Source organism: Desulfosporosinus sp. BICA1-9, assembly GCF_000802135.1.
The window spans coordinates 1-19,000 of the sequence record NZ_JUEE01000149.1 but is presented as its reverse complement, the minus strand read 5'-3'; the positions used below and the strand labels follow the sequence as shown (position 1 = coordinate 19,000).

General features: G+C 42.5%; 20 protein-coding genes and 6 pseudogenes. 17 read left to right on the top strand and 9 right to left on the bottom strand.

Annotated features, from left to right (window positions below):
• Positions 1-4: 4 nt before the first annotated feature.
• From nrfD to JL57_RS18505, 4 genes are all read left to right on the top strand, one after another.
• The gene (gene nrfD, locus JL57_RS18520) at positions 5-886 is read left to right on the top strand and encodes an NrfD/PsrC family molybdoenzyme membrane anchor subunit (RefSeq protein ID WP_034143452.1); all 882 of its coding nucleotides are present in this window, start codon (positions 5-7) and stop codon (positions 884-886) included.
• Positions 887-1,224: 338 nt separating this feature from the next.
• A complete protein-coding gene (locus JL57_RS18515; RefSeq protein WP_045690982.1) occupies positions 1,225-2,571 on the top strand; it encodes a sigma-54-dependent Fis family transcriptional regulator in 1,347 nt (448 codons plus the stop codon).
• 350 nt (positions 2,572-2,921) lie between these two features.
• On the top strand, positions 2,922-3,425 hold the full coding sequence (locus tag JL57_RS18510) for a hypothetical protein (RefSeq protein WP_291300248.1): 504 nt from the start codon (positions 2,922-2,924) through the stop codon (positions 3,423-3,425).
• 5 nt (positions 3,426-3,430) lie between these two features.
• Positions 3,431-4,411, top strand: a complete 981-nt coding sequence (locus JL57_RS18505) for a zinc-binding dehydrogenase (RefSeq protein WP_045690985.1) — start codon at positions 3,431-3,433, stop codon at positions 4,409-4,411.
• Between the two features lie 24 nt (positions 4,412-4,435).
• On the opposite strand, the gene JL57_RS34800 is transcribed toward JL57_RS18505, so the two are convergent.
• The 4 genes from JL57_RS34800 to JL57_RS18490 are packed head-to-tail and all read right to left on the bottom strand — an operon-like array spanning position 4,436 to position 6,585.
• The gene (locus JL57_RS34800) at positions 4,436-4,876 is read right to left on the bottom strand and encodes a DUF3795 domain-containing protein (RefSeq protein ID WP_291300247.1); all 441 of its coding nucleotides are present in this window, start codon (positions 4,874-4,876) and stop codon (positions 4,436-4,438) included.
• A gap of 46 nt (positions 4,877-4,922) precedes the next feature.
• Positions 4,923-5,159 carry a PaaI family thioesterase gene (locus tag JL57_RS18500; protein WP_291300246.1) on the bottom strand — a complete coding sequence of 79 codons (237 nt, stop codon included), beginning with the start codon at positions 5,157-5,159 and terminating at the stop codon, positions 4,923-4,925.
• Positions 5,160-5,206: 47 nt separating this feature from the next.
• Entirely contained in the window at positions 5,207-5,983 is a 777-nt protein-coding gene (locus JL57_RS18495) for an AraC family transcriptional regulator (protein WP_034143450.1), read from the bottom strand.
• A gap of 5 nt (positions 5,984-5,988) precedes the next feature.
• Positions 5,989-6,585 (bottom strand): LysE family translocator, encoded by a 597-nt coding sequence (locus JL57_RS18490; protein WP_034143449.1) that lies wholly within the window; start codon positions 6,583-6,585, stop codon positions 5,989-5,991.
• Positions 6,586-6,760: 175 nt separating this feature from the next.
• On the opposite strand from JL57_RS18490, the gene JL57_RS18485 reads away from it, so the two are divergent.
• Positions 6,761-7,570, top strand: coding sequence for a Coenzyme F420 hydrogenase/dehydrogenase, beta subunit C-terminal domain (locus tag JL57_RS18485; RefSeq protein ID WP_291300245.1), 810 nt, complete (start codon positions 6,761-6,763; stop codon positions 7,568-7,570).
• A 326-nt stretch (positions 7,571-7,896) separates the two neighbouring features.
• Here the strand turns inward: JL57_RS18485 and JL57_RS18480 are convergent, their stop codons facing one another.
• Together JL57_RS18480 and JL57_RS18475 are read right to left on the bottom strand one after the other, a co-directional pair.
• On the bottom strand, positions 7,897-8,091 hold the full coding sequence (locus JL57_RS18480; protein ID WP_034143448.1) for a DUF2892 domain-containing protein: 195 nt from the start codon (positions 8,089-8,091) through the stop codon (positions 7,897-7,899).
• Positions 8,092-8,257: 166 nt separating this feature from the next.
• Positions 8,258-8,407 (bottom strand): small, acid-soluble spore protein, alpha/beta type, encoded by a 150-nt coding sequence (locus tag JL57_RS18475; RefSeq protein WP_034143447.1) that lies wholly within the window; start codon positions 8,405-8,407, stop codon positions 8,258-8,260.
• Positions 8,408-8,897: 490 nt separating this feature from the next.
• On the opposite strand from JL57_RS18475, the gene JL57_RS18465 reads away from it, so the two are divergent.
• From JL57_RS18465 to JL57_RS34790, 4 genes and pseudogenes are all read left to right on the top strand, one after another.
• Positions 8,898-10,481: a GNAT family N-acetyltransferase gene (locus tag JL57_RS18465; RefSeq protein ID WP_045691066.1), complete on the top strand. Its 1,584-nt coding sequence runs from the start codon at positions 8,898-8,900 to the stop codon at positions 10,479-10,481.
• A 39-nt stretch (positions 10,482-10,520) separates the two neighbouring features.
• Positions 10,521-10,919, top strand: a pseudogene (locus tag JL57_RS18460) (AraC family ligand binding domain-containing protein); the annotation flags it as partial.
• Between the two features lie 401 nt (positions 10,920-11,320).
• Positions 11,321-11,425, top strand: a pseudogene (locus tag JL57_RS34795) (HAMP domain-containing protein); the annotation flags it as partial.
• A gap of 6 nt (positions 11,426-11,431) precedes the next feature.
• Positions 11,432-12,139 (top strand): cell wall metabolism sensor histidine kinase WalK, encoded by a 708-nt coding sequence (locus JL57_RS34790; protein ID WP_291300250.1) that lies wholly within the window; start codon positions 11,432-11,434, stop codon positions 12,137-12,139.
• Between the two features lie 129 nt (positions 12,140-12,268).
• On the opposite strand, the gene JL57_RS18450 is transcribed toward JL57_RS34790, so the two are convergent.
• Entirely contained in the window at positions 12,269-13,006 is a 738-nt protein-coding gene (locus JL57_RS18450; RefSeq protein ID WP_034143445.1) for a hypothetical protein, read from the bottom strand.
• Positions 12,999-14,096 (bottom strand): ATP-binding protein, encoded by a 1,098-nt coding sequence (locus JL57_RS18445; protein ID WP_034143444.1) that lies wholly within the window; start codon positions 14,094-14,096, stop codon positions 12,999-13,001. Before JL57_RS18445 ends, JL57_RS18450 begins: the two co-directional genes overlap by 8 nt.
• 334 nt (positions 14,097-14,430) lie before the next feature.
• Here JL57_RS18445 and JL57_RS18440 point away from each other — a divergent pair, with 334 nt between their 5' ends.
• The 5 genes and pseudogenes from JL57_RS18440 to JL57_RS18430 form a co-directional block, all read left to right on the top strand.
• The gene (locus JL57_RS18440; protein ID WP_034143443.1) at positions 14,431-15,354 is read left to right on the top strand and encodes a DUF1848 domain-containing protein; all 924 of its coding nucleotides are present in this window, start codon (positions 14,431-14,433) and stop codon (positions 15,352-15,354) included.
• A gap of 32 nt (positions 15,355-15,386) precedes the next feature.
• Positions 15,387-15,854 (top strand): methylated-DNA--[protein]-cysteine S-methyltransferase, encoded by a 468-nt coding sequence (locus JL57_RS18435; protein WP_034143442.1) that lies wholly within the window; start codon positions 15,387-15,389, stop codon positions 15,852-15,854.
• 247 nt (positions 15,855-16,101) lie between these two features.
• Entirely contained in the window at positions 16,102-16,263 is a 162-nt protein-coding gene (locus JL57_RS34785; protein ID WP_291300251.1) for a hypothetical protein, read from the top strand.
• Positions 16,232-16,378: pseudogene (locus tag JL57_RS34780) on the top strand (GNAT family N-acetyltransferase); the annotation flags it as partial. The gene JL57_RS34785 and the pseudogene JL57_RS34780, both read left to right, overlap by 32 nt.
• 7 nt (positions 16,379-16,385) lie before the next feature.
• Positions 16,386-17,039 (top strand): annotated as a pseudogene (locus tag JL57_RS18430) (sigma 54-interacting transcriptional regulator); the annotation flags it as partial.
• Between the two features lie 173 nt (positions 17,040-17,212).
• Here the strand turns inward: JL57_RS18430 and JL57_RS18425 are convergent.
• Complete coding sequence (locus JL57_RS18425) at positions 17,213-17,446, bottom strand: DUF1659 domain-containing protein (RefSeq protein WP_034143441.1); 234 nt, start codon at positions 17,444-17,446, stop codon at positions 17,213-17,215.
• 208 nt (positions 17,447-17,654) lie between these two features.
• On the opposite strand from JL57_RS18425, the pseudogene JL57_RS18420 reads away from it, so the two are divergent.
• The 3 genes and pseudogenes from JL57_RS18420 to JL57_RS18415 form a co-directional block, all read left to right on the top strand.
• Positions 17,655-17,951, top strand: a pseudogene (locus tag JL57_RS18420) (DUF3102 domain-containing protein); the annotation flags it as partial.
• Positions 17,952-17,972: 21 nt separating this feature from the next.
• Positions 17,973-18,167 (top strand): annotated as a pseudogene (locus tag JL57_RS36495) (hypothetical protein); the annotation flags it as partial.
• A 487-nt stretch (positions 18,168-18,654) separates the two neighbouring features.
• Positions 18,655-18,993, top strand: coding sequence for a PadR family transcriptional regulator (locus JL57_RS18415; protein ID WP_034143440.1), 339 nt, complete (start codon positions 18,655-18,657; stop codon positions 18,991-18,993).
• Positions 18,994-19,000 lie beyond the last annotated feature (7 nt).

Here is a 19,000-nt window from a genome sequence, read left to right as displayed (position 1 = left end):
CAAATTGCCAAAAACCATGCCTTTGGTAGGGAACGAATTTGTCTCCGGTTTTCGTCTCCAAACAGAATGGGCAACTTTGATAGCAGCGGCGTTCTTTTTCGGAAAAATAGGTTCAGGGCTATTTTTAATGTCAGTTTTTCTCACGAATTCTTGGCTAGGAGCTTTAGTGGGTTTATTGATTGTGCTGGTCGGTAAAGGTGGTGCCCACCTGCTCTATCTGGGGAGACCGGAGCGATTTTGGCGAGGTCTTATGAAACCTGGAACATCCTGGGTTGCTCGTGGATTTTGGGCTATGATGATCATGATGGTCTCAGGAACACTCTTTTTGATTTCGCCGGCTGGGAGTGCTGCTAGTTCGGTATTCGCTTTGATTGCAGGGCTAAGTGCTTTTGTTGTGGCGATTTATGACGGGTTTCTCATGAACTCTTCGCCTTCTATTCCTTTATGGAATACGGCCATGATGCCTGTGCTCTGTTTATTTTACTCTTTGCTGGGCGGAACAACGCTTACTCTTTTCCTGATTGAGTTTGGCTTCACCGAAGTAGCTATAGCAACTGTTTTCTTAAGTAATATGGAAATAGTTCTTTTGATAACAAATCTGATTGTCATAGGACTCTATTTACTGAGTATGACCAATGCTACGGCTGCAGCCAAAGAATCATTGCGTCTGCTTGTTAGCGGAACTTACGCCTTGCCATTCTATGTCTTAGCCCTCGGGTTTGGGCTAATATTTACTCTGCTAATGTCTTACTTTGTGGGTACAGCTGGTGGCGCGGGAGTCGTTGGTTTAATCACTGCTGCTGATCTTGTAGGGCATTACTTCTTATTTTACCTCTTATTAAGGGTCGGTGTTTACAAACCTGTCTTGGGTCAATTAACCATGTAAGCTTCGATGATAGTGCTCAAAATATTTTTTAGTACCAGCTGGGTGGTGCACGAAAAACGTGCCCACCCTTATAGTTTATTTGTTCCGAACAAGTTTACTTGTGCTTAGTCTAAGGTCAATAATAGCGAGTACTTACAATATATGCTCTATTCACTGGGTTAACATAGTGCTAATATTAAGCTGGGGAACCTTATGTGCACGATTGCACCGTTGCGCCTGAAAAGCTGCAGAGCCCAAATACACAGATAGGTGATAAAGTGCGCCAGTGGAACTAGGAATCAGACTTCCAAAACTTGCTTCCATGGTTCCTTAGATATTGATTCAAAGGGGACGGCAGAATGCTAACGAATAGCGTCTTGGACTCAATTCACGACGGTGTCATTATAGTTGCTCTGGATTCGACCATACTCTATGCCAACCCAGCTTACACCCGTAGTTTTGGGGTTCAAGTTGAAAAGGTGTTGGGACGAAAGGTCTCTGAGATTGAGCCTAATTCCCACATTCTCGATGTGTTACGGACAGGAAAGCCTGTGGTTGATGACCACGCACATATAGTTTCGGTGGGCATTGATATTGTCGCTAATATCACACCTATTTTTGAGCAAGGAATAATGACGGGTGTCGTGGCCATTTTCCGCGATGCAACCGAAGTATTGGCGCTCAAAGATTTGGTGACAAGGTATCATTCAGAACTATTAGAACTTCGCACACGGTTGTTGGACGTGGAGGATGTAGTTTGGGACAGTCCTGCAATGAGGAGAGTATCAGAATTAGCCCAAAGGGTCGCTATGGTTGATTCCACCGTCTTGATTTCCGGTGAATCAGGAACGGGCAAAGAGGTTGTGGCTAAATTGATCCACCGAGTCAGTCAACGCCATGAAGGACCTATGGTGGCCATAAACTGCGGGGCTATACCGGAAAATTTATTAGAGTCTGAACTCTTTGGTTATGAAAAGGGAGCTTTCACTGGGGCTGGCCGGGAAGGCAAAGTGGGTCTGCTTGAGGTAGCTGACAAAGGGACCATTTTGCTGGATGAGATCGGAGATTTACCGCTCAGCCTTCAGGTTAAGATGCTTAGAGTGATCCAAGAGCTGCGTTTTATGCGCATCGGCGGGGTTAAGCAGGTAAAGGCGGACATCAGATTTATTGCTGCTACTAATCGAGACCTTAAGGCTATGATTAAACTAGGCACCTTCCGCGAGGACTTGTTTTACCGGTTAAATGTGGTGCCTATTCACATTCCTCCTCTGCGGGAACGGAAAAGGGACATAGCCGGCCTAGTCAGAACGTTTCTCCAGAAGTATAACGAAAAGTATCATATCGAGAAGAAAATCCTGCCTGAAGTAATACGCTATTTCGAAACCTCATATGACTGGCCGGGTAATGTCCGGGAGTTGGAAAACGTTGTTGAGCGTCTCGTGGTATCTTCCCCCTGTGATGTTATTAAGCTGGGCGACGAAGTTCTGAGTGATTATTTTGACCTGCAGAGTGACCAGGAAAGTCGCGTGCTGGTAAGCGGTTTAATGGACCTGAAAAAAGCGCGAGAACTTTTAGAACAAGAACTAATCCATAAAGCCGCTCAGGTTTACAGTTCGACACGCAGCTCGGCAGAAGCCTTGGGCATGGATCATTCAACAATAGCTAGGAAAGCTAAGAAGTACGGGATAAAATTTCGAGGGGATTGACTGACTGACACTATTAATTAGGCATTATGAGTGAGAGTATCCGTTTGTCCAACTGATCGATAAGGTTAGGGCAAACGGTTTTCTGTTTTTTGAGACAAGACAAGACGACCGTTCAGAGAACAGTTGTGACTATTTGTAAGATTATTCAGATATATTCTACCAAAATATGGGCTATGATTCGTAGAAATGTACATATACAGATCAATAGATAGAAGATAGTATTGTTAATAATAAATAATCAGAAAATTCGGTATTAATACAACTTAAGCTATGATCAGGGTTTTGGAGGGGGTGGATTCGTTCTGTCGAAGGCAACGTTCTTAGCGATGAAGGTTCCCAAGATTTTCAGAATGCAGATTCAAAATGCTTTAACGGAGCAGGTTGTTCAGGGTCAGGGATTAAAAGAAGTTGTGAATACCTTAAGCAATGTCCTGCAATTGACGGTATTGTTAGAGGATCGTTTTTTTCAACCTCTATATTTTGCCAAACCTTTAGCAGGATCTGAACATGATGAGGATTTTATTATGCCTAGTTTGTCACAGGAGTTCTGGTTAAACGGGCCGGGACGAACTTATTATCGGGAAATGACCCATAAAAAGAAATCAATCAAGCTGCCGGTTTTAAAGGATGTTCCTAGTCAGTATCCGCGTCTGGTTGCTCCTATAGTTGTGGAAGAAGAAATTTTTGGCTATCTTACAGTGGGCTGCATTCGTGACGGACTAGAAAGTTTCGAAATTGCGGCTATTACGCACGCTACGACGATTTGTTCTGTGGAGTTCCTTAAACAACTGATTGCTTTGAAAGCAGAGAACAGCGTGAAAGGAGACTTGATTAGAGATCTATTAAGTGGATGAATATTATGCTGGCAGCAGTCGTTAAGGGTATTAAACAGGTCGCTTTGGAGGAAGTGCCAAAGCCAATACTCCAAAATCCAACGGATGTGATTTTAAAAGTTACAGCCACGGCTATTTGCACAAGTGATGTTCACATAGTAGATGGATATTTCCCACCAAGTCCACCCTTTATTATGGGTCATGAATTTATTGGGATAGTGGAGGAGGTTGGTAATGATGTAAAAATGTTTAAACTGGGAGACAGGGTTGCTGCCCCGCCTGCACCCTATTGCGGTGTCTGTGAAAATTGTCGTAAGGGACATTACGGACAATGTATGAATTCGGCTATTTTTGGTAGTGGCTCTAATTGGGGTAATCTACCCGGTGGAATGGCTGAATTTGTGCGGATTCCCCATGCCGAATCATCGTTGGTCACAATTCCTGATCAAATAAGTGATGAACAGGCTATTTTTGCGGGGGATATGTTAACCACAGGATATTTTGCAGTGGATAACTGCGCCTTAAAACCTGGAGATACAGTGGCCGTTTTTGGGGCCGGGCCAGTCGGCCTCTGTGCCATCCAGACAGCCCGATTATTTGCTCCCTCTAAGATCATTCTAGTCGATATCTTGACTAATCGTCTACAGACAGGGTTAACCATGGGAGCAACTCATGTCATCAATTCGACAGAGCAGGATGCTGTAACTAAAATCATGGAGATCACTAATGGACAAGGGGTGAATGCAGCTATTGAAGCTATCGGACTCCCGGCAACAGTCAACACAGCTGCTCAGGTGATAGGGGTAGGAGGAATATTCTCGATTGTCGGGCTTTTCCCTGGCAACATCGATTTTCCCATCCAAACCTTGCTATTGAAAAATATTACTGTAAAAGTGGGTTTGGCCTCCCTAGGCAACATGCGCCGGCTAATGAGTCTGATCACTGATAAAAAACTGGATACGAGTCCCTTAATCACAAAGGGATATCTTTCAACGGTATTTGCTTAAATAACACTCCCAATAGACTTTCTGTTAATATCTGGGCGATTTACCTTGTTCCGGATAATAATTCTCAACGCCTATTTCCTTCATTCGATTGTTTCGCTCCAGCCATCTTTCTCTGGTCTTGCCTTCAAATTGTTTGTCGCATGGATACTGGTTGCATTTATAACAAAAATCCACACCATGTTGTCGATGACAAGTTTTGGCATGGCATTCGATTGGACACCGTAAATTATCACTCCGGCAACCACCACAAGCTCCTTGGGCAAAGTGCTGTAGAAATTCGAGAAATATAGGATATTCATTGAAGAGGGGGTTATTTACCGACTTCAGACTTGCCACTCGTTCGTAACCTCTAAGCAGATATGCCAGTCTCGCACTTAAGCTCTTGATCTCGCCATTTTCATAGTCCGCGCATCTTGTACAATCCAATCCACAAACAGCTAATTCAGTTCTAGTCTCACTATTCATCCTTTTATTCACTCTCTCTTCTAATTATCACACAGAGTTTTAGTTCTTAATCCTCGGCGACTCCGGGACGACCTTGAAGCGTCATCATCGTTGCTGTCATTGTGGCAACCAATTTGGGCTCTTCTGATCCTAGGGCAAAAACTTCGCCTGAGCAAACCGTTATCGTCCGCCCCGGCTTGACTACCATCCCTCTGGCTACAAACCTTTCGCCCTTCGCTGGGGCAAGTAGATTAACCTTAAATTCAACTGTCAGGACCGAAGCGCCGGCAGGCATTAGACTCATGAAAAAAGCCGATTATAAGGAGTATTGTCTTTTGTCACTATGCCTCCCTAACTTAGGGAGGACATATATTCAAATGCTGTTATTCCATAAATACTTTTAAAATGCTTATTTAAATGTGTTAAATCAACAAAACCACATTCTGCTACTGCCGAATAAACATCTTTGTTTTTTTCTATTAGCTGCTTTGCAAGTTCTACCCTGCAGTTTAGAAAATATTGATATGGCGAAATTCCAGTACCGGCTTTAAACATTCTGATAAACTGAAATTTTGAAATATCAAGTTCTCTACAAATGTCATCAAGTCTTAGTACATTTTCCAGGCTGGAATGAATCATATCCTTTGCTTTTTTGGTTAGATCATTATCCTTCCTGTAACTCATAAAAAGATTGGGCTGGGTAAAGCTATCGGCAAGAGATAAAAGCAATTCACTGCACAATGCTTCATCTTTTCCGCTTAATATTGCACAAGAAAGGTTTAGTATTCTTTGTTCAAGCCTGTAATTATATACAATTGGAGAAGAGAAGCGGACTATATCCTTCTTTTGAAGAATCTCTAAAAACAGTTTTGGCTCAATATATACCATAACATAATCAATACCTGTCTTATCATGTGCCATACCGTCATGCGGCTGTTCCGGATTAAAAAGCATAACACCATTTTGATATGATGATTGAAAATTACCATCTAAGTTATACTGCTGAATACCTCGCAGTGTTACACCTAATGCATACTCCTTGTGAGAGTGCTTTTTATATTTAAAATCAGCAAAGCTTGCTGACAACGCAGTAACACCAGTTGATTTTTTATATATAAATCTATCCATATGAATCACCTCTTAATTAGCTCAATTACCCCAGATGCCATTATCGCAGAATAAACTAAAAATAATGCCATAACTATATTAACAGTCTTTTGAAATTTCTTCAAAAATTCCTTGAACATTACACCGAAGAGAACCCATGTAACAAATGCGCAAAATCCAATAATTATTATAGCTGCAGCAAATACTGCAAGTGCAGGCGGAGCAGTATAGTATGGCATAACAAAGCTTGGAATTACTGTCATTGTGAATAGTACGACTTTTGGATTTACAAACTGCATAAGGAAGCCAGAAACAAAAGTCGCAGTTTGTATCTCAGCCGACTCTGACACATCCATTTTGTATATTTGATAAGCAAGATAGAGCATATAGAAGCTTCCGATTATTTGCATAACAATTAAAATCTTTGGTATTATTGCTATAAGTACAGTATTCAACATAGCGGAAATACCAAGTAATAAACCAAAAGCAATAGTTGCTCCATATGCATATTCCATTGCCTTTTTTGTCCCAAAATTATGTGCTGTGGACAATATAACAATATTTGTAGGCCCAGGTGTAAATGTAACAATAAAGCAGTATATTAAAAAAGATGTAATATTCATGAAGCAAACTCCTTTGAAAGTATTTTCTTGAATTATACATCTTAAAATTTAAGGCATATAGTATGTTATTGCAGAGCTAGCTTTTTTGTATCATAAGCCTAATACACGAGGTATAATTGACTCAGAAAACTGTGACTCATTTGTAGGATGTGAAGTAGTGAAGGGGTATGTAATCATGAAATCAGTTTACCTAAGAAAAGAGGATTGCTGCGGGTGCAGTGCTTGTTACAGCGTCTGCGCCAAACAAGCCATTACCATGAAGCCGGACGAGGAAGGTTTTTTGTATCCAGAAATTGACCAGGCCTGTTGCGTTGCTTGTGGCAGGTGTACCCAAATCTGTCCATTAACACATAAAGGTAATCACAAAAATAGTGGTATGCCCCGCTTTTATGCGGCGCGCCATAAATCACAGGAGGTTTTGTGGCAATCGACATCAGGGGGCGCATTTACTGCTATTTCTGATGCTATTCTCCGGCAGAACGGTGTAATTTATGGTGCGGATTATGACGAGGACTTTCATGTTCTTCATCATCGGGCGGAAACGCCCGAGCAGCGGGACAGGATGCGAATTTCTAAATATGTGCAGAGCGATATGGGGGATACCTATGCTCAGATTAAGGCGGACTTGCAAAAGGATCGCATGGTTCTTTTCACCGGAACCCCTTGCCAGGCCGCAGGGCTGCGCGGATTTATGGGCACTTCATCGCTTATGGACCGGTTATATATTTGCGATTTGATTTGTCATAGTATTCCCAGCCCGCTAATCTGGGAGGAATATAAACGGTTAGTTGAACGAGAAAAAGGTGGAAAGCTTGTCAGTGTACAATTTCGTTCGAAGAGAGACGGTTGGAGCCGTGCAAACAGCAATAAGGGGTTTCTTTTTACGACAGATCAAAGCCCAGAAATACATGAGGATAATCATTTTCATCAGTTGTTCATTAAAAGAACTGTACACGGAAGAGCGTCCAAAGGAAGAAGCACTTAACGAACAAAAACGCCTGCGTGAACCATCCCAATTTCCTGAAAACCGTAACCTTTTTTGGGAGGATTACAGACGTTTCGGGTTTGAATACGTTATTGGGAAAATAGAATAAAAAAACATGAACGAGATAAAGACGTAGCTCGCTCTCAAATCCTTGATTAGGCAATTGTTAAATGAGTATGGGCACTAATTTTGGATAATTGCGTATTATTGTGTGTTTTCAGAAGAAACGATTGCACTAGTAATAAAATTGAAAGGACAAGGTATATCAGAATTTGTTTTATTTCAAAAAGAAAAGGCCTTAATTCATAAGACCGTAGACGAGAAAACTATTGCTTGTTTTTAGCATCGCAAGTCGAAATTCCTAAGACATCACTAACGGGACAATAACGAATTGAACCTGTTATTATTGGCGCGAGTCCAATAAGCCCCCACCAACTTCTAAAGTATAAACCTAAAAGAACGATCGCTGCGCCGATTACAATTCTAACAATTTGCTCGGTTTTACCAACATTACATTTCATTTTTAGATCACCTCATAGATATATTTCAAGGCGAAACCCGCCGGGGTGGCGTCTTGCGAAACTTGGACTTTTGTATATATCTAGCTTACTGGTATTTTGCCATGGACAATGATATAAAAGGCCAGTAATTAATTTACTGACCTTTGGATATATCTCGGATAGAAGATTATTTTGTCTTTCCGAAACTTTCAAAAGTCTTTCTAACCATTTCCCCACCGACGGTACCATTCTGACGAGAAGTACTGTCTGGACCAAGAGTAACACCCGTTTGAGCTGCTATTTGATTTTTGTCTACTGGTAATTTGTACTTAGCCATGATCTAATACCTCCTTGTAGATTATTTTCTTACTGTATATTGATTTAATTCTGAAGCTTTGATTGCAATCATTAATTATAATTTCTCCATAATAAGTGTAGATATTCAAGGAAACTATTGGATAATGATAAGTAAATGCATTCGAATGATAAGGAGTAACCCCTAGTTTGTAAGCCTCGCGGCCCACCGCCGGGGTGGCTGTCTAACTGAATTCCGGTAGCTTTCCAATAAGGTTTCCGTTGCCGCCAGAAAGCAATAACTACTGCAACAGGCCCTGTCTCATCTTAAAGAGACAGGGCTTTTGCTATAAGATAACAATAGTTCGGCCAGTGGCAATAGTTGTTAGAATTTCCTGAGAATCATTGCCTTTGGATTGACGGCAGGGTTTTCCGGAGTTACTCTGCAGTAGAGAGGCGGATCACTTAGGGATGTCAGAGACGGTTATTCCTGGGAAAATAGTCAGATTAGACAAAGAAATGAGTGGATAGCCATGAAAAAGGTAACCCTGAAAAATGGCAGGGAATTTCTGATCAGAAAAGCAACTGAAAATGATGGGGAAGAAATGGCAAAGTTTAAAGTGTGCATAAGCGGGGAGTCGGACTTTCTCTCCTTTGGCAAGGGTGAGCTGGAAATAACCCCTGAAACGGAGGGGAAAATCATTGGCTCTGAAAACGGAACGGATAACTCTGTGATCATCCTAGGCTTAATGGACGGCGAAATTGCAGGCTTTGTTACTTTTCAAGGCGGGACAAGGGTCAGGAAAAGACATGGGGGGGAAATGGGAATAGCTGTCCTCAGGAAGTATTGGGGCCTGGGAATAGGAGGCCTTCTTCTATTAGACCTGAAGGAGCTCGTGGATGAAAACTTGGTAAGCCTGAATCTTAAGCAGATTGCTTTAAATTTGATGTATGCCACCTATCAGGCTGCTGAGGGCAAGGCCAGGGCCGCTGCCCTCTACCAATATTTTTCCTGGGATATGTGTAAGGACATTAAGATTGAAGAATTGTTTACTGTCGGGCCGGAAGAGCTTAAAGGGACAGACGCCTTTATGGAGGAGTGGATCTCTTTTCTGAAAAAGACCCCCGGCGACAGGGCTGCGGACCTGCTCTCCGAAGCCTGTTTAGATGGAAAAGGCATCCGCTGTTTATGCGAGACAGCCCGGGAAGCAGGGACACGGCATCCTGCTTTATATGAACGCGCTTGTGCCTATCTCCTTGAAGAAGGAAAGGAGTTGGACTGTGAGCAGCTGGGATTGGAAGCTATTGAAATACTGCCCGAGAAGCTGGTTATCCGGGGCAGGATTGCGGATTTAACGGCGCAAGCCGCCACCCGGCTGAACCACCCGAAGGTTCTTGCAGAGTGCTATCAGGCAGCTTTTGACTCCCAATCAACGCTGAATCACTATTTGAGGTTGTTTGAACTGCCGGATTATGAGGACAGAGCGGACAAAGGGGCTAAGTACGCCAAAATGTTGACGGACAATGTGAGTGGAGAAGGCTACTATAATAACAAGCAGATGCTGACTAATGCAATTTCCCAGGATCAGAAGAAGGTTATTCTCTTTTTCAACAGAGAGTTTGAGTTGATTTACCAAGAATGCCAAAGAGATAAAGATTTCTTGGGCTGGAGCAGTCAGTTTAAAGGAATTGCCGTTCCCCTTTTTATGCTGTTGCTGGATCGAAGCCCTAAGCTTAGCAAAGCCGGGCACCAGCTGTTAAATGAATTGAAATTCCGGATAGGATTTATGGAAGGCGATGGGGCAGATTTGGCGGCGCGGTTTTTATACTGGAAAGCAAAAGTGCCTTTATCGGATGAACATTATCAGAAATACCGACCATGGCTGGAGGCAGAAGTGGATAAAAGGGCGGAGGCGATTGTCGGAGGAGGTTATCGCAAAAGCTACTACAAGGCGGCTCTACTGATAACAGCTTTAGGGGAAACCATGGAGTCGAATGGAAAGCTGAATGGAAGGCGGGCCTTGATTGATCACTATAAAAAGCTGTATCCCAGAAAACGAGCCTTTAAAGGGGAGATTGATATGTTTTTGTTAGAAGTTAATTTAGAGAGAATTTAAGGTTAACGCTGATGAATCTGATCGTCTCATGTCCTTAATGAACTTTCATTAGGGTATATAATAGTGGGATCCACCGACTTTACATTGAACGACAGGACTATCCATTATGGATCAGGTGACGGTGTCATTATACTACCATTGATGACTCACAGATGTGCACCGAAAGATATCAACCATTGGGCATATGTTATGTTGTTTGTTGATCCCAGTTACTACAGTTATTTAGAGCCTTCATTTGGTATTTTATTCAGTGTGATCTTTGTCGGAGAGACATTAACACTCCCTCAGATTATGGGCGGTATTTTGATATTGGGGTCAACCTATATTGGGGAAATGCTTAAGGATGGAAAATTATCTAACATTGATACGTGCATGGAGCAACAAAATAATAAACAGAATAGCAAAAAGGCAGCGCTTTTTTTACGAGAAAGGAGCTGAAAGAGTATCTCAGGCAATAACATGCAATTTCTTGTCATAACCATTATCCAGCAAATTTTTGATATAACCCGTAGGCGTTAAACCCGAAAGGTTCATAAATTCTTTGATAAAATGGGACTGATCATAATATCCGGCGTCCAAGGCAGTATCCGTGCAGTTAATGCTGTGGATGGAATTAATCAGATTGCTGACTGATTAGATGAATTAAACATAGCTTCCGATCAAGTAAATTACATCATACGGGATTTGGGGGATAAGACGTATTTATTTATAACGAAGAAAGTTGATTTGGATCACAATACCTATAAGGTTTCTTATGCTAAGGATATTTCGAGTATTTATAACAATCGAGAAAACCTGTTAAACCTTCTGCTCAGGTTAAATCTTCTTGTCTCAGGAATTTGGTCATCGTAACCATCGTATTAAGTAAATTTATCGTAAAGCCCATTAATAAGCTGATCCAATCAACCCAGACCATAGCCGAGGGGAATTTTAGCGCAAGAGTCAAGGTAATGTCCAATGATGAGATCGGGTTGCTGTCCAAAAATTTCAATTCGATGGCTGGCGTGGTCGAAGATAAAATAAACCAGCTGGAAAAAATCTCAGAGGACAAGCAACGTTTTATTGATAACCTGGCCCATGAACTAAGGACTCCCTTAACCTCCATCATTGGCTATGCTGATTATCTCCGAACTAATAAATATGATGAAGAGATTTTTATCAACTCGTTAAGCTTTATCTATGAAGAAGGAAAACGACTGGAAAAACTGGCATTGACCTTAATGGATCTGATTGTGCTGAGGAAAGAAGATTTTGTGATGAAAGAAGAGAACCCTGAAGAGCTTTTCATCGATCTTAAAAATTCCTTTACCCCCAAGTTGGAGCTGAAAAATATCCATCTGGAACTATCGGCCGAGCCTCTTCGTCTTTTGATGAATAAGTATTTGATGAAAATTATACTGGCCAACCTGGTTGACAATGCGATTAAAGCCTCGAAGAGCGGGGATAAAATAGCCCTAAGCTTGCATAGGGATACTGAAGCAACTATAATTCTGGAAATCAAAGATACAGGGACTGGTATTTCTGCAGAAGACATCACAAAGGTTTTTGAGCCATTCTTTACTGCCGATAAATCCAGATCAAGGGCTAATGGCGGGGTGGGCCTTGGCTTTCATTATGTGCAGAAATCGCCACAATTCATGATGCTGAACTTAAAATAGAAAGTAAGCTGAACGAAGGTACAATGATAAAAATAATATTTAATCCTTAAAAGCAAAGCGATGGAGCTTATCACTGTGTAAGGTGATTCATAATAAGCAATAGCCTGAGGGAAGTCAATTCTCCTCAGGCTATTGCTTATTATGAATCAGTGTGGAACTGTAATCGGAGATGAAGAAAGGACAGGTGCTTAGGACGGCAACTTTGTATTCTTTGGAGAGCAGGGCAAGCTGAGCTTCCAGAATATGTGCTTGTTCCGGTATGCATTCTAAATTTGGTTCCTCATGGATGATATGCCGTGCCTTGTTAATATTTTGCTGAATGACGACATTACATTCTTCCTTGTTAACGGCAAATTTCCGGTAGTCGTGATTTCTGTTTTCCCGGTTGACGCGTATTTTATAGGTCCCCGCCTGCAGCTCATCCAGAGTTGCAACGTAGTCGTTGTACCGGTCATCGGGAATCGACGACATATGGTAGAATGACTCAACCATCGGATAGTTTAAATATAGCTTTCCCATGTCGGAAGATTCAACAAAATATTCCGCCATCTGCCGAATCTTTTCCGGCGAAAAATCCGGTGCTTGCGGATCAAGATCGAAGATCAAAAGGACATCAGTATATGTGGTGTCAAAAATGGGCTTCTTTTCCGAGGCAGGTTCACGCGCCTTTAGAAGTTGTAAAAGGTCCATTACCGATGGATCGCTTTGGACAAACATCTCGCTGTAAAGGGTATAAATGTTAGTGCAGTAGGAGACAATTTTGTATTGTGCATCAATGCCGTAGATGGCAAGCAGCCGTGCCATGAGCGCTGTGTCCGTCTTTGCCCCCTCTACCAGAATGAGAATTTTTCGCTTATTCTCAGGCATTGAACTCACCGCTCATATACAGTTTTTCAAGATTATGTCCTTCCCGCAATTCACGTTCGGTGGCATTGGCAAAGGAAGTCAGCTTATTGGCGGTCAGAATGAAATAGCAATCGGGACGCATGATACGATTGGAAAGCAGGTTCGTATTGTGTGAAGTCAAAATTGTCTGGAATCCTTGCATCTCTTCCAGTAGCTTCACAATAGTTTCGGCCAGCTCATAATGATAAAAGGCATCAAATTCATCAATAAACATCAAAGAAACATCCGCTGCGGTCTTATGCCAGTAGAAAAAGGTGTATAGCGCCTTGGTGCCACTGGACGCAACCTTAAAGAAAGGCAGCGGAACGCGGCCGTCAAAATACAGCCGCCTCTTTCCATCCGGGTCTTTCTTGGCAACCAGCTTTTCTTTGAGACCAGCCTTGTGCAAAAAAAACTCCAGTTCTTTGAGCATGTCCCCTTCAAAGATAAAATCAAAGTAATCATTGCTTTTGGCCTTGTATCCAATATACCTGTTTTCATCCAGACTGCGGAACCAGAGCATGTGGGAGACAAAACGCAGCATTTGATAGAGTGGATGATCATCCACCAGCGCGGAATTAGAGATAGCATACTTCAAAATCGAGTCGTTTCCGCGGAATGAGAGGTTTAGCGTGGGCATCAGTGCTTCCAGTCCGGACAAGTCGCCTCGTTTATCTTCATAATCGTATTGAAACAACAGCTTGTCATTAATTAAAACTGTTTCATATAGCAAATCCTGACTTTCATTTTTTCGGTAGCGATAATCAATCTCGCCCGTACTGAAGGAAAACACATAGTGAAATTCAGCAAAGCCTGTTTTGTTATTGACATTCAGATAGTACTCGTAAAGGCCTGGGGTGACGTTGTTCGTGGTCAGATGCGAAACAATATCAAACAGAGCAAGGCCGAGGTTGGACTTGCCAACTGCATTTTTGCCATATACAATTATTTTCTCCAGCAGACCGTCTGCTACGCAGGAGTTATTGAATTTGTAGTCCCGGACATCAGAAAAATCAAAACGAATGGTGTTATTAAAGTTTTTAAATCCGGTTACCTTAAACAGCTTTAGCATCAATGCTCCCCCTTTTAGCCTCATCTTATCGTTTCGAAAGGACAAAGTCAAGAAACGCCGTAAAATGATTACGGACAATCCGGAATTGTTTTACGACAATTTGCGCCTGTTTATACCACAATACTCCGATTTCTTATGAGGCAAACAGAAGGGGGTCTACTGACAAAACGCTTACACTTTTGCGGAGAGCCTGCTAAATAAGTGCCGCATACAGAATCGCACTGAGGGCACGGCGGATACTTTCTCCTAACGACTCGAAATCGCTCCAACCATACATGCGAAGTTTGTCGGTAATAAAACCCTCGAACGTTTTCCGGACGCAAGGTGAGAAAAAGTGATTATTAGTGCAAGTCGCAGAACGGACATACCGGCATTTTATTCAGAATGGCTTATTAACAGATTACAGGAAGGCTACGCGCTCATGCCTAATCCACGCAATCCTAACCGTTTGGGGCGTGTGGAACTTTCGCCCGACATCGTGGACTGCATTGTCTTTTGGACAAAAAACCCGATTCCTATGTTTGACAGGCTGAAACAGCTTGATGCAATGGGGTATTCATACTACATCCAATTTACCTTAACTCCCTATAATGAAACGGTGGAAAGCGGCTTGCCTCCAAAGCCAGAGCTAATTGAGGCATTTATAGAAATGTCAAAGCGCACAAGTGCCCAACGCTCGGTATGGCGATATGATCCTATCTTTGTGGATGCCAAACACTCGGTAGATTGGCATGTGGGGCGCTTTGCTGAAATGTGCGAGAGGCTTCACGCATACACAGAACGGTGTGTTTTTAGTTTTGTTGACCCATATAAGAGCATAAGCGATAGATACCAGGCCATGTCGCATAATGAGATGATTGCCATAGCATCCCATTTTTCAAGAATTGCCAAAAAACATAACATGGCGCTCTACACCTGTGCAGAAGAAATTGACCTTGCAGAATACGGTATCAAGCATGGGGCGTGTATCGAGCAAACGTTAGTTGAGCAAATAATTGGCCGACGCATTATTGCCAAAAATGACGCGAACCAGCGCGCGGCCTGTTGCTGTATTGAGAGCGTAGACATTGGCGCTTATGACACTTGTACACATGGCTGCACCTATTGTTATGCTACGTCAAGTCAGAAAACAGCACAACGGCGTGTGGCTGTGCATGACCCCAAAGCCCCGATGATTACTGGCTATCCACGGGGCGACGAAATCATAACTGATCGTACAACACCGTCCCAAATATTCAGCCAACTTAGTATGTTTTAGGGGGACTTCATGACAAAGTAAGGAGTGTAATTATAAAAAACATGTATTTTTATGACTTCCCCATCGGGACGATTGGGATTGAAGAGGATGATGGCTCTATTTCCAGAGTGTTCTTTGGCAGCGAAAAGGCCCTCGCGGGCCAGGATATTGCTGAAACTCCGCTAATTCAAAAGGCGGCTTCTCAGCTCACGGAATACTTTGCCAGTGAGCGCAAGGAATTTGACCTGCCCCTGGCGCTGGAGGGCACCGAGTTTCAAATGGCGGTCTGGAAGGCATTGCAGGCCATTCCCAGCGGGGAAACCCGCAGCTATCAAGACATTGCCAAAGCAGTCGGCAAACCGCAGGCCGGCCGGGCCGTAGGCATGGCAAATAACAAAAACCCAATCCTTATCATTGTTCCCTGCCACCGGGTTATCGGGCAGGACGGCAGCTGGGGCGGCTATGTCGCCGGTGTTCCTGCCAAAGAATACTTGTTAGGATTGGAAAAGCGCTATGCCTGATACTGCCAAAGGTAATAAGAGGTGATCGCTATGATTCTGAACATTAGCGGACGAACTGATATTGTTAATTACTACTCGAATAGTATTGTTATGCAAATTAAAATGCGCAATTGCCAATATCCCCTATGTACTGTAAATAGTTTTAAGGTGTTTGGAATGTTACTTTTCACCATGCTGAATTATAGGTCGCTTATAATATGACTTGATGGTGTCATCTTATAAGCGTATATTGAAATAGGGTGACAAAATGCAAATTAGCCGATTATTCGAAATCGTCTATATCCTGCTTGATAAAAAAGCAGTAACGTCTAAGGAGCTTTACGAGAATGTGTTTCAAGAAGAGTATGTTAAACTAAAGCTGTCTGCGGAGGTTGTGCCAAGTAGCATCAAAAAAGCAGTGGCTTTCTGAACGGTTTGATGATGGACTGGTTTTCAAAAAGTGTGACGTGCGTGGTAAATGTTTTATAGAATATATCCCTGCTGAAAAAGCGTGGTCACCCATTGAAGCTGACGGGTATATGTTTTAACGACATCCTGGGTGTTGATCCTCATTTTGTGGAAACCCTAAACACGGCAAAGAAAATAGCTGCAACTCACTCCAACGTCTTAATTCGAGGAGAAAGCGGAACAGGAAAAGAGCTCTTTGCTCGGGCAATTCACGAAGCAAGCAGCCGAAACCAGTATCCCTTCGTCGCAATTAATTGTGCCTCGATCCCGGATAATCTTTTAGAAAGCGAATTATTCGGATATGAACCCGGCTCTTTTACAGGAGCAAACAAACATGGGAAGCTGGGTAAGCTCGAATTGGCTCACAAAGGAACGATCCTCCTCGACGAAATCGGGGATATGCCTTTATATTTACAACCAAAACTGCTGCGGGTTCTTCAGGGCAAAGAGATTGAAAAAATTGGGGGAAGTACACCCATTCCCATTGATGTACGCATCATCGCCGCAACAAATAGTCTTTTAGAGGAAAAGATCAAAAGCGGAGCTTTTAGAGAGGATTTATATTATCGCTTAAATGTGATTCCTTTGTCCGTCCCTCCACTTAGAGAAAGAAAAGAAGACATCATTCTAATTGCCCATTATCTTCTTCGGAAATATTGCCGCAAATTTAACGTAATGGAAAAAAGCTTTTCTGCAGAAGTTAAAGAACTTTTTTTAAGCTACCCATGGCCAGGGAGTGCGACAACCTGAAAAAAGAGCAATCCGGTTCTGAAGTAAATCAATTTTTGGGCTGACTCTCTATAGTGATACTTATAACCTTTCCGAAACTTTATTGTTAGGGAAGGTTTTCCCTTTTAAAGGGCTGCGTGAAACTAAGTTTCGACACAGCCCCATCCAAGAGTGAGAGGGTATTATTCTTCCGGTTCTTCCACTAACTCCGTACTATCACGCAAAATCACGGCAGTGAGCGGCTTCTCCGAGAGACTGAATAGGGCGGCAGAAACCTCGTGGAGGGATCCATGATCAGCATCTGGCCTCACGTAGTTTAAGCTCTTTTGCTTGATTTGAGGACCGCCGGCAGGTGTCAACCCGTCTTCATATTTCAACACTAAGGTTGAAGTCAACGGCTTGTCAATGATAGGCATCTCTTTTCCCTCCCCCCTTGATCCAGAGGCCGATGGATTCGGCATGGTTGTATATAATATGGATTTGCTTTTACTATGGTTACTGTAGGGAAGCATCTTTGTCCAAACCGCATTTTTTTATTGGCGCTATAGCCCTCACGCTTGTCTGGGGCTCGGCATATCCTATAGCGGTATCTAAAAGACATTCCGTAAAAGGATGGCAGCCGGTATGAGGACGGAAATTTCCAACAGGACGCCTGAGCAAATCGCGTCCGAGATTAACTTTATCAAGGAAGAAAGCGGCAAAATGCTGCTTAGCAACGCCGTTGAGATCGGACGGCGACTGACGGAAGCCAAAGAGCTGGTACCCCATGGGGAGTGGCTCAAATGGCTGACTGAATCAGTGAGTTACTCCCGAAGCACAGCCAGCAGACTGATGAAAACCTTCCGGGAGTACGGGTCTATACTCTCTTCCCCCGTTGGGGAAGAGAGGCCAAATGGTGCATCGATGCAACATTTGAACTACACCTAAGGAGCGTTAGCTCAAGAAATCGGAGTGCAAAAATCATATTGTAGTAGGTTAGAGCGGGGTGAGTTTATCCCAAATATCAAATTATGTCTTTTAATCCATCGTGCTTTAATCAACATTTACTTTCAACGAACTGGAAAACTTCTCGAAAAATTGACAATTGATCGTTTGTTTTATATTGAAGAACAGAAACAACCTCAAGACCAGTGTTAATTCATTGGTCTTGGGGTTATTCATTTGCTACTTTCTATTTTTAGGGATACTGACTAGACGTTATAAAGAAACTTAACTTCTTGATGATGATTTTCAGGAAAAAGAAGCTTCGCATTGGTACTATAAAAGAACAAGCACACGATCCGAATGAACGGGTGTGTAAGGCGCTGATCAGAAATTCTCACACCAACGCATTTTGTTTTTGAGTTGAAGAGTGGATGAGGGAGGAGGAAATGGGGGGGGAGAAATTTAACACTCTCCTAGGTTTTTTTTCAATACTTTAATGTTATAACATTCGCCTACGTACCTGATATTATACCATGATAGATTCGATCGTTTATCTTTCTTAAAATTACATCTCCTTTTTTAAATATTTATAGTTAGACTTTCCTCTACAATTAGTAAAATACTGACAATTGACACACCTAATACTTCTAGGTATAATGTGAAATATACATAGAAGTATTAGGTATAGTGGGGGAATTGAATGAATGTATCTAAAGACTTGGTAGCCGCCTCTGCTACCCCACTCATTTTGGCCATTCTCAAGGAAAATGACAGTTATGGCTATGCGATTATCAAGCGCGTGAAAGAGATGTCTGAGAATCAACTAATTTGGACGGAAGGTATGTTGTATCCGGTATTACATCGTCTGGAAGAACATCTGTTAATTGAATCTTACTTGAGTAAATCAGAGGCAGGCCGGCAACGTAAATATTACAGGATTAAAGAGAGTGGGTTAACCGAGTTGGAACAGCAAAAAAAGCAGTGGGAAATAGTTCATAATGCTCTTGCCAGGACCTGGAATGAAGAAAGTAATTCGTAAGGAGGAT

Bases quoted from the DNA above. Each gene is read 5' to 3' on its own strand.
- JL57_RS18515 (WP_045690982.1), top strand. From the start codon at position 1,225: ATGCTAACGAATAGCGTCTTGGACTCAATTCACGACGGTGTCATTATA.
- JL57_RS18510 (WP_291300248.1), top strand. From the start codon at position 2,922: ATGCAGATTCAAAATGCTTTAACGGAGCAGGTTGTTCAGGGTCAGGGA.
- JL57_RS18505 (WP_045690985.1), top strand. From the start codon at position 3,431: ATGCTGGCAGCAGTCGTTAAGGGTATTAAACAGGTCGCTTTGGAGGAA.
- JL57_RS34800 (WP_291300247.1), bottom strand. From the start codon at position 4,876: ATGAATAGTGAGACTAGAACTGAATTAGCTGTTTGTGGATTGGATTGT.
- JL57_RS18500 (WP_291300246.1), bottom strand. From the start codon at position 5,159: ATGAGTCTAATGCCTGCCGGCGCTTCGGTCCTGACAGTTGAATTTAAG.
- JL57_RS18495 (WP_034143450.1), bottom strand. From the start codon at position 5,983: ATGGATAGATTTATATATAAAAAATCAACTGGTGTTACTGCGTTGTCA.
- JL57_RS18490 (WP_034143449.1), bottom strand. From the start codon at position 6,585: ATGAATATTACATCTTTTTTAATATACTGCTTTATTGTTACATTTACA.
- JL57_RS18485 (WP_291300245.1), top strand. From the start codon at position 6,761: ATGAAATCAGTTTACCTAAGAAAAGAGGATTGCTGCGGGTGCAGTGCT.
- JL57_RS18480 (WP_034143448.1), bottom strand. From the start codon at position 8,091: ATGAAATGTAATGTTGGTAAAACCGAGCAAATTGTTAGAATTGTAATC.
- JL57_RS18475 (WP_034143447.1), bottom strand. From the start codon at position 8,407: ATGGCTAAGTACAAATTACCAGTAGACAAAAATCAAATAGCAGCTCAA.
- JL57_RS18465 (WP_045691066.1), top strand. From the start codon at position 8,898: ATGAAAAAGGTAACCCTGAAAAATGGCAGGGAATTTCTGATCAGAAAA.
- JL57_RS34790 (WP_291300250.1), top strand. From the start codon at position 11,432: ATGTCCAATGATGAGATCGGGTTGCTGTCCAAAAATTTCAATTCGATG.
- JL57_RS18450 (WP_034143445.1), bottom strand. From the start codon at position 13,006: ATGCCTGAGAATAAGCGAAAAATTCTCATTCTGGTAGAGGGGGCAAAG.
- JL57_RS18445 (WP_034143444.1), bottom strand. From the start codon at position 14,096: ATGCTAAAGCTGTTTAAGGTAACCGGATTTAAAAACTTTAATAACACC.
- JL57_RS34785 (WP_291300251.1), top strand. From the start codon at position 16,102: ATGCAAATTAGCCGATTATTCGAAATCGTCTATATCCTGCTTGATAAA.
- JL57_RS18425 (WP_034143441.1), bottom strand. From the start codon at position 17,446: ATGCCTATCATTGACAAGCCGTTGACTTCAACCTTAGTGTTGAAATAT.
- JL57_RS18415 (WP_034143440.1), top strand. From the start codon at position 18,655: ATGAATGTATCTAAAGACTTGGTAGCCGCCTCTGCTACCCCACTCATT.